The following is a 7555-nucleotide window of genomic DNA, read 5'->3' as shown; positions in this document are numbered from 1 at the left end:
CTGCAGGACGGTGCGCTCCAGAGCTTGAATGAACTCAGGAATAATAGCGGTAAGCTGGTTGGTATTGAAGTGGCGCTAGCTGACGAGGCGGCTGGGGATAATGATTCTGAAATTATTGAAGAGTATGAGCGGCAGCGTAATATTTTGCTTAACAAAGTAATAATTAACACAGTGAAGACGAAGGAGGTTGTCCGGAGTCAAATGCATGAAATTAGCACTGGTTTTGATAAGACGACGACGATTGGTTATATGGCAGGGCTGGAAAAAGACAAGGAAAGTGCTCGGGAAATGATTGAGCAGCTTAAAGTATCTTTGGTTCAGAGTCAGAGCGAAAAGCAGAAAATTACCGACGCAATAGCGGCGATAGAAAAAGCGGGTATTGAAAAAATCGGTCAGGACGTCACGTTGACGATTGATAAACTTATCGCGCTGGGTCTGAAGCCTACAGAACTTGAATTGGTTAAATTTGCGATTGAGGCGGTAAAAAAGGCAATTGAAGATATCGGTGCCGGCATATGCTTTATGGATATGATTAGAGGCAGTGATAAAATTCAAGAACAAATTGATGAGCTTTTAAAGCGAATTGAAGTTGAGAGCGGTAAGCAGACTGGTGCAGAAGAAAAGATTAAATTTATTACCGCAATMCATCTCATTGAGGATCAACGCAAGGTGTATGCTGCTGAATATGGAAAAGCATCCCGTGCTATTGAGCTTTTTGTTGAGGCAATGGATGCAAGTAAATTTCAGAATGACAGTGACTATAGTGCCGCTTTTCAAGTAGAGGCAGCAAGCTTTATTGAATATCTACGTCCGGTCTCCAGGCCTTAAAAACACCAGTGTTGCGATGCGGCTGTCTTTTTTGTTTGGGAGGTTCTAGCCTGAGCTAAAACTTGGCAGACGCAATAGAGCGGACAGTCGATGTGATCGACCGTCCGCTCGTTTATGGGGGTATTTAGACTTGTGGAGGTGTTATGTTTGGTTTTCTTCTACAGCAGCGGCATTTCGGGTACTTAAAGTGTTATTTGGATTTTCTGGTTTTACTGCCTCCGTTTCTGGACAAGATGAAGAGTGTTTCAGACGTGTGGGTGCAACAGGGGCATGCGTTGGTTACACCGCCCGATATCGATAATTTGAAAGTTTTGTCTTCGTTTAGTACTAACTACCTAGGTGCGTTGACTGAAAGAATTCAGCAGTTGGATCGTACATGTGATGACGTAATAGCTGATGTAAATATTTTTTCTGAGGAGTTGCGTTTAGCGATTGAAAATATGCCCGGTGATGGTCAGCGCATGCCGGTTAATAGTCTAGATCATCGGCGGTTTACGTTATTTTCCTCTGATGAGTTTATCGCGTTGCCCCCGACTGATGTCGATGGTCTCTTGCACGAACTTGCACTTCGGTTGATGTATTTGGGGGCTGATGTCGGGGACGTTAAAGGCCTGGTGCAGGAATTGAATCTCGATATTCACAATATCTTTGCCAGTTTTATGCAAGTGCTCTCATTGGATATGTGTCGATGCCATGGCGGACAGTCAAAGCTTGAGGTTTACAATGCTAGTGGAGACGTGATGTTGCCCGGTATGAAGGGCGTTGCAGCAAAAGAACAGTTGTATGAGATGGAGAATATCTACCGACGAACGTCGTCGGCTATCAATAACGTCAATGATTTTTTCTTTGGGCTTCGTTATTTTTCTGACTCCGCTGGTCGGGAGCTTATTACGCGTAAAAAGAATATGAGGTTCAGTGAGTTACTATTAAAGTTGAAAGGTATTGGGCTTTATGTTGCAGAAATAGATGCGCTATCTGAGCAAATTAAGATTTGGTCAAGAGAATGAAAAAAGGCCCATGACAAGTCATGGGCCTTTCTTGGCTAACAAATATTATTAGACGTAAAACGACTTTAACGGTGGAAAGCCATTGAACTCAACCGCGCTGTAACTGGTGGTGTAAGCACCGGTCGACAACCAGTACAAACGATCACCAATGGCCAGGTTCAGCGGCAGGCCGTACTTGTAGTTTTCGTACATGATGTCGGCGCTGTCGCAGGTCGGACCGGCGATGACCACTTCTTCCATCTCGCCTTTCTTCTCGGTCCAGATCGGGAACTTGATGGCTTCGTCCATGGTTTCGATCAGGCCGGAGAACTTGCCCACATCCGTGTACACCCAGCGCTCTACCGCCGTGCGGGATTTACGCGCGACCAACACCACTTCGCTGACCAGGATGCCGGCGTTGGCGATCAGCGAACGGCCTGGTTCAAGGATGATTTCCGGCAGGTCGTCACCGAAGTCTTCCTTGAGGAAACGGATGATTTCTTCGGCGTAGGTTTCCAGGCTGTTGGTGCGGGTGATGTAGTTGGCCGGGAAGCCGCCGCCCATGTTGATCAGCTTGAGGTGAATGCCGTCTTCTTCCTTCAGACGCTCGAAGATCACTTTGACCTTGGCGATCGCTGCGTCCCAGACGCTGATGTCGCGCTGTTGCGAGCCGACGTGGAACGAGATGCCATAAGGCACCAGGCCCAGGTCACGGGCGAGGATCAGCAGGTCCATGGCCATGTCGGTCTGACAGCCGAATTTGCGCGACAAAGGCCAGTCAGCCGTGGTCGAGCCTTCGGTGAGGATGCGCACGTAGACTTTCGAACCCGGTGCAGCCTTGGCGATGTTGCGCAGGTCGGCTTCGGAGTCGGTGGCATACAGACGCACGCCCTTCTCGTAGAAGTAGCGAATGTCTTTCGATTTCTTGATGGTGTTGCCGTAGCTGATGCGATCCGGGCCGACGCCCTGGTTCATCACTTTGTCGAGCTCGTAGATCGACGCGATGTCGAAGTTCGAGCCTTTCTCTTTGAGCAGGTCGATGATTTCGACGGCCGGGTTGGCCTTGACCGCGTAGTAGACCTTGGCGAATTCGAAACCGGCGCGCAGGTCGTCATAGGCCTGGCTGATCATCGCGGTGTCGATCACCACGAACGGGGTTTCTTGTTTGTCGGCGAAGGCCTTCATTTTGTTGAAGGTATCGCGCGCGAAATAGTCTTCGACGTTGATCGACATGCTGGGAACTCCTACTGGCAAACTGAAATTAACAATGGGTGCAAATGAACGTCCTCCGTATCCCCACTTTGGTTCGCCTACTTCCCAAGGCATGTCGCCGAAAGCAAAAAGGCCATGGGAATCGGTGCTTTCCCTTGGCCTTGCTGTCTCGTCGTCAGTACTTGAGCCGGATGGATCGTTTCCAGCATGGACGTTCGGCGCGAACTTTAGGGCGTGAGGGGCTTGAGATCAACAAAAAATGTCGCGTTTTTACACGGTTCCGTCGTGCGGTCCCCGTCAGTTACTGATGTAACCGACCTGCATGACAGTGTGATGTTCCCGTTGGATGGGTATTTGAGGGGTGTCAGAGGGATTTGTGGTGCCCCCAATCGCGGGCAAGCCTTGCTCCTACAAGTTTTGTGGCGTGCCAATTTCGTTTGCACGACACCAATCCCGTAGGAGCAAGGCTTGCCCGCGATGGCGTCAGATCAGGCCAACGCAGTCTCGGCTGGCGAAACAATGCTGGTCTTGCCCCCACGGGACTTGCCAGAGCTCAAGTACTCGGCGATCGATTCCTGCGTCACTTCACCCAGGAACACCCGCTCGGCATCCATCACTGGCAGCCACGAACGATTGAACTCGTACATGCGCGACAGCAGGATGCGCAAATGCTCGTCGTACGCGGCGGTAGCATTGAACTTGCGCAGATATTGCGCGCAAGTGCCCGACTGACGGTGCAGATCGCGGCGACGTACATAGCCCAGTGCCTTGTTGTCAGCACAGGTGACCACGACATAACGACGGTCCAGTTCGTCCATCAACTCCAGCGCCTCGGCCACCGGCGTTTCCGGGCTCACCGACGGTGCGTTGTCCGCCGCGTCCTCGGCTTTGACCAGCAACAGACGCTTGAGCGTGCTGTCCTGGCCGACGAAGTTGCTGACAAAGTCATCCGCCGGGTGCGCCAGCAACGTGTCCGGGTGATCAATCTGCAACAGCTTGCCGGCGCGGAAGATCGCAATCTTGTCGCCCAGCTTGATCGCTTCGTCGATGTCGTGGCTGACCATGATTACGGTCTTGTTCAGCGCCCGCTGCATCTCGAAGAACTCGTTCTGAATCATCTCGCGGTTGATTGGGTCCACCGCGCCAAACGGTTCATCCATCAGCAACAGCGGAGCATCCGCCGCCAGCGCACGAATCACGCCGATCCGCTGTTGCTGGCCGCCCGATAACTCACGCGGGTAGCGAGTCAGGTACTGCTTGGGTTCGAGCTTGATCATGCTCATCAACTCGCGGGCGCGGTCATGGCATTTCTGTTTATCCCAGCCCAGCAGGCGCGGAACGATGGTGATGTTTTCCTCGATGGTCATGTTCGGGAACAGGCCGATCTGCTGGATCACGTAGCCGATATTGCGACGCAAGGTCACTTCGTCGAGGTCGGTGGTGTCTTCGCCGTTGATCAGGATCTTGCCCGAGGTCGGTTTGATCAGTCGGTTGATCATCTTCAGCGTGGTGCTTTTGCCGCAGCCCGATGGCCCGAGGAACACACAGATTTCGCCTTCATTGACGGTCAGGCTTACCGAGTCCACGGCTTTCACATCTTTGCCGTTGCTTTGGAAGGTCTTGCTGAGGTTTTGAAGTTCGATCATTTCAGGAGTCCAGGTAGGGGGTGTTCGCCGCAAATGGCGGAGCGCGTTGGAGCTGTGATCCCGCCGGGCAAGGCGTGGGACGCAGGAAATGTCGTTTCCTTTTCAAGTCCCACAACGCAGCCCGGCGGGATCACAGCTCCAACCCGGAGGGCCGTGCCCCACAAAGCGCAATCCGTCGTTGCTCGTCGTTCATTTGAAGAAACCAAATCTCTCTCCTCGCGCCTAGTCTTGCGCTTTGTGGGGCGACGGCGCGCCCGCCATTTGCGGCGAACACCCCCTACTCGTCAGCGTGCGTTGCAGCCATTGCAGAAGCAGGTCGGCGAAGATGGCCAGGAGGCTGACCAGCACGGCGCCGACGATCAGCATCGACATGTCGCTGCGGCTGATGGAAGCGAGAATGAGTACACCGAGGCCACCGGCGCCGATGGTCGCGGCGATGGTCATGACACCGATGTTCATGACCACGGCGGTGCGCACACCGGCGAGGATCACTGGCACCGCGATCGGTAGTTCGACCATGCGCAGGCGCTGGCCGAAGGTCATGCCGATGCCGCGCGCGGCTTCGCGAATACCCGGTTCGACACCGGTCAGGGCGAGGTAGGTGTTACGCATGATCGGCAGCAGCGAGTACAGAAACACTGCGGTGATCGCCGGCATCGGACCGAGGCCCTGGCCGAATTTGGAGTAGAACGGCAGCAGCAGGCCGAACAACGCAATCGACGGCACGGTCAGCAACACCGTGGCGCTGGCCTGCAACGGGCCGGCGAGTGTCGGGAAACGCGTCATCAGGATGCCTAGCGGCACGCCGACCACGATCGCCAACGTCACAGCGATGCCGACGAGGGTGATGTGTTGCCAGGTCAGGTGCAGCACCAATGGCCAGTCGAGATGGGAAAAGGCGTTCAGAAATTCCATGTCTTTTCCTCCTTATTTAATGGGATGTTGGCGCAGGAAATCGGCGGCAACGGATGACGGGCTTTGGTGATCGACATCGACCCGCGCGTTGAGCTGGCGCATGGTTTCGTCGTCGAACAGTTCGGCCAGCGGCTTGAGTTCTTCGGCGAGTTTCGGATGGGCGTCGAGGTACACCTGGCGCACGACTGGTGCGGCGGTGTAGTCGGGGAAGTAGTGCTTGTCGTCTTCGAGCAGTTTCAGCTTGAAGGCGTTCAATCGACCGTCAGTGGTGTAGACCAGACCGGCAAATACCTGGCCGTTGCGCAGGGCGGTGTAGACCAAACCAGCATCCATTTGCCGGATGTTTTTGCGCGTCAGGTTCATGCCGTAGAGGTCGACCATGCCGTTCAGACCGTCGGAACGGTTGGCGAACTCGGTGTCCAGCGCGACTAGGTGATTCTGTTTCTGCTCAGCCTGCAACACCGTGTTCAGCTCGCTGATGCTGTTGATCTGTGGATAGGCCTTCGCGGTTTTTTCCGGCAGGGCCAGGGCGTAGGTGTTGCTGAACTTCGACGGGGTCAGCCAGACGAGGCCTTTTTTCGCGTCGAGTTCTTTCACCTTGGCGTAGGACTGGGCGCTGTCGAGTTTTTCCGTGATGTGGTTGTAAGCCACCAGCGACACGCCGGTGTATTCCCACATCAAATCCAGCTGGCCACTTTCGTGGGCGCTGCGAGCGAGGTTGCTGCCCAGTCCGCCGGTCACCTGAGTGTCGTAACCCTTGGTGCGCAGGTATTGGGAGGTGATTTCCGCCAGCAGGGTTTGTTCGGTGAACACCCGCGCGCCGATGCGGATCACCGGTTTTTCAGCGGCTTGGGCAAATCCTGCGAACAGCAGGACGCAGCCTAGTAACAAGCTAATACTTTTCATGAAATTTCCTTTGCCGAGGCTTAAGACGGGCGCAAGCCGCGTTCGAGCCAGAGGCGGCTGGCGAGTGTCACCAGACCGTCGAGCAGCAAGGCCAGCAGGGCGGTGCAGGCCGCGCCGAGCAGCAATTGCGGCTGATTGTTCAGGGCGATGCCGGGGAAAATCAGGCTGCCCAGACTGTTGGCGCCGATCAGGAATGCCAGCGGTGCCGTGCCGACGTTGATCGCCAGCGCCACGCGCACGCCGCCAATGATGATCGGCACCGCGTTCGGCAACTCGACTCGCCACAGCACTTGAGTCGGGGTCATGCCGATGCCGACGGCGGCTTCTTTCAGTGAACCCTGAACGTTTTTCAGGCCTTCATAGGTGTTGCGCACGATCGGCAACAGCGAGGCGAGGAACAGGGCGAAGATTGCAGGGCCGCTACCGATGCCGAGGATGCCCAGGGCGATGGCCAGTACGGCAAGAGGCGGCACGGTGTTGCCGATGTTGAAGAGCTGCATGAAGCGTTCAGCGCGTCCCACCATGGTCGGACGGCTGAGGAAGATGCCGGCGGGGATACCCACAACAAGGGCAGCCAGCATGGAAGCGAGGACGAGAATCAGATGAGCTTGCAGGTAAAACAACAAATCGTCGCGGTAATGTTCGATCGTGTTGATGCCAATCCAATGGACCAGCAGGGCCAGAAGGGCGACGACAACCGCTCCTCCTATCAGCCCTTTGCCATAGCGAATAGCCACAGGCGGACTCCTTTTTTCTTTTGTCGGCGAACGCAGTCCCGTACGGCTGTCCATTCCTGGCTGCCGGGAAAATCAACGTTCGCGAGAAGCAGCTCTTCATGCGGGTAAAACCACATGAGATCGAGCCATAAGCGCAGCCTCGTCAGGCTAACTTGCTGATTTTTCAGCCCCTGATACGAGTGCCGTAACAGGGGAGTGGACGTCTGCACCTTTTAAAAGGTTCCATATTTAACAGCAGATAGCCACCCTTGATGCCCAACCACGTACCTGTAGGAGCCGGCTTGCCGGCGATGGCATCACCTCGGTGTATCTGACAGACCGAGGC

7 protein-coding genes are annotated in these 7555 nt (G+C 54.8%); 2 read left to right on the top strand and 5 right to left on the bottom strand.

The window, feature by feature from the left end; all coding sequences use genetic code 11:
- Together AC1DWM_RS29660 and AC1DWM_RS29655 are read left to right on the top strand one after the other, a co-directional pair.
- Positions 1 to 828, top strand: an 828-nt coding sequence (locus AC1DWM_RS29660) for an alpha-xenorhabdolysin family binary toxin subunit B (protein WP_477796843.1), incomplete at its 5' end; no start/stop codon positions are given.
- Positions 829 to 971: 143 nt separating this feature from the next.
- A complete protein-coding gene (locus tag AC1DWM_RS29655; RefSeq protein WP_477796842.1) occupies positions 972 to 1835 on the top strand; it encodes a hypothetical protein in 864 nt (287 codons plus the stop codon).
- A 48-nt stretch (positions 1836 to 1883) separates the two neighbouring features.
- On the opposite strand, the gene AC1DWM_RS29650 is transcribed toward AC1DWM_RS29655, so the two are convergent.
- The 5 genes from AC1DWM_RS29650 to AC1DWM_RS29630 form a co-directional block, all read right to left on the bottom strand.
- Entirely contained in the window at positions 1884 to 3047 is a 1164-nt protein-coding gene (locus tag AC1DWM_RS29650; RefSeq protein ID WP_027924486.1) for a type III PLP-dependent enzyme, read from the bottom strand.
- A 467-nt stretch (positions 3048 to 3514) separates the two neighbouring features.
- Positions 3515 to 4672 carry an osmoprotectant ABC transporter ATP-binding protein OsmV gene (locus AC1DWM_RS29645; protein WP_477796841.1) on the bottom strand — a complete coding sequence of 386 codons (1158 nt, stop codon included), beginning with the start codon at positions 4670 to 4672 and terminating at the stop codon, positions 3515 to 3517.
- A 222-nt stretch (positions 4673 to 4894) separates the two neighbouring features.
- Positions 4895 to 5587 (bottom strand): ABC transporter permease, encoded by a 693-nt coding sequence (locus AC1DWM_RS29640; protein WP_223516421.1) that lies wholly within the window; start codon positions 5585 to 5587, stop codon positions 4895 to 4897.
- A gap of 12 nt (positions 5588 to 5599) precedes the next feature.
- A complete protein-coding gene (locus AC1DWM_RS29635; protein WP_223516423.1) occupies positions 5600 to 6493 on the bottom strand; it encodes a glycine betaine ABC transporter substrate-binding protein in 894 nt (297 codons plus the stop codon).
- Between the two features lie 20 nt (positions 6494 to 6513).
- The gene (locus tag AC1DWM_RS29630; protein ID WP_223516425.1) at positions 6514 to 7230 is read right to left on the bottom strand and encodes an ABC transporter permease; all 717 of its coding nucleotides are present in this window, start codon (positions 7228 to 7230) and stop codon (positions 6514 to 6516) included.
- Positions 7231 to 7555 lie beyond the last annotated feature (325 nt).

The sequence above is a fragment of the Pseudomonas sp. P4_C8 genome (assembly GCF_056401975.1).
This window is presented reverse-complemented; position numbering and strand designations above follow the sequence as displayed.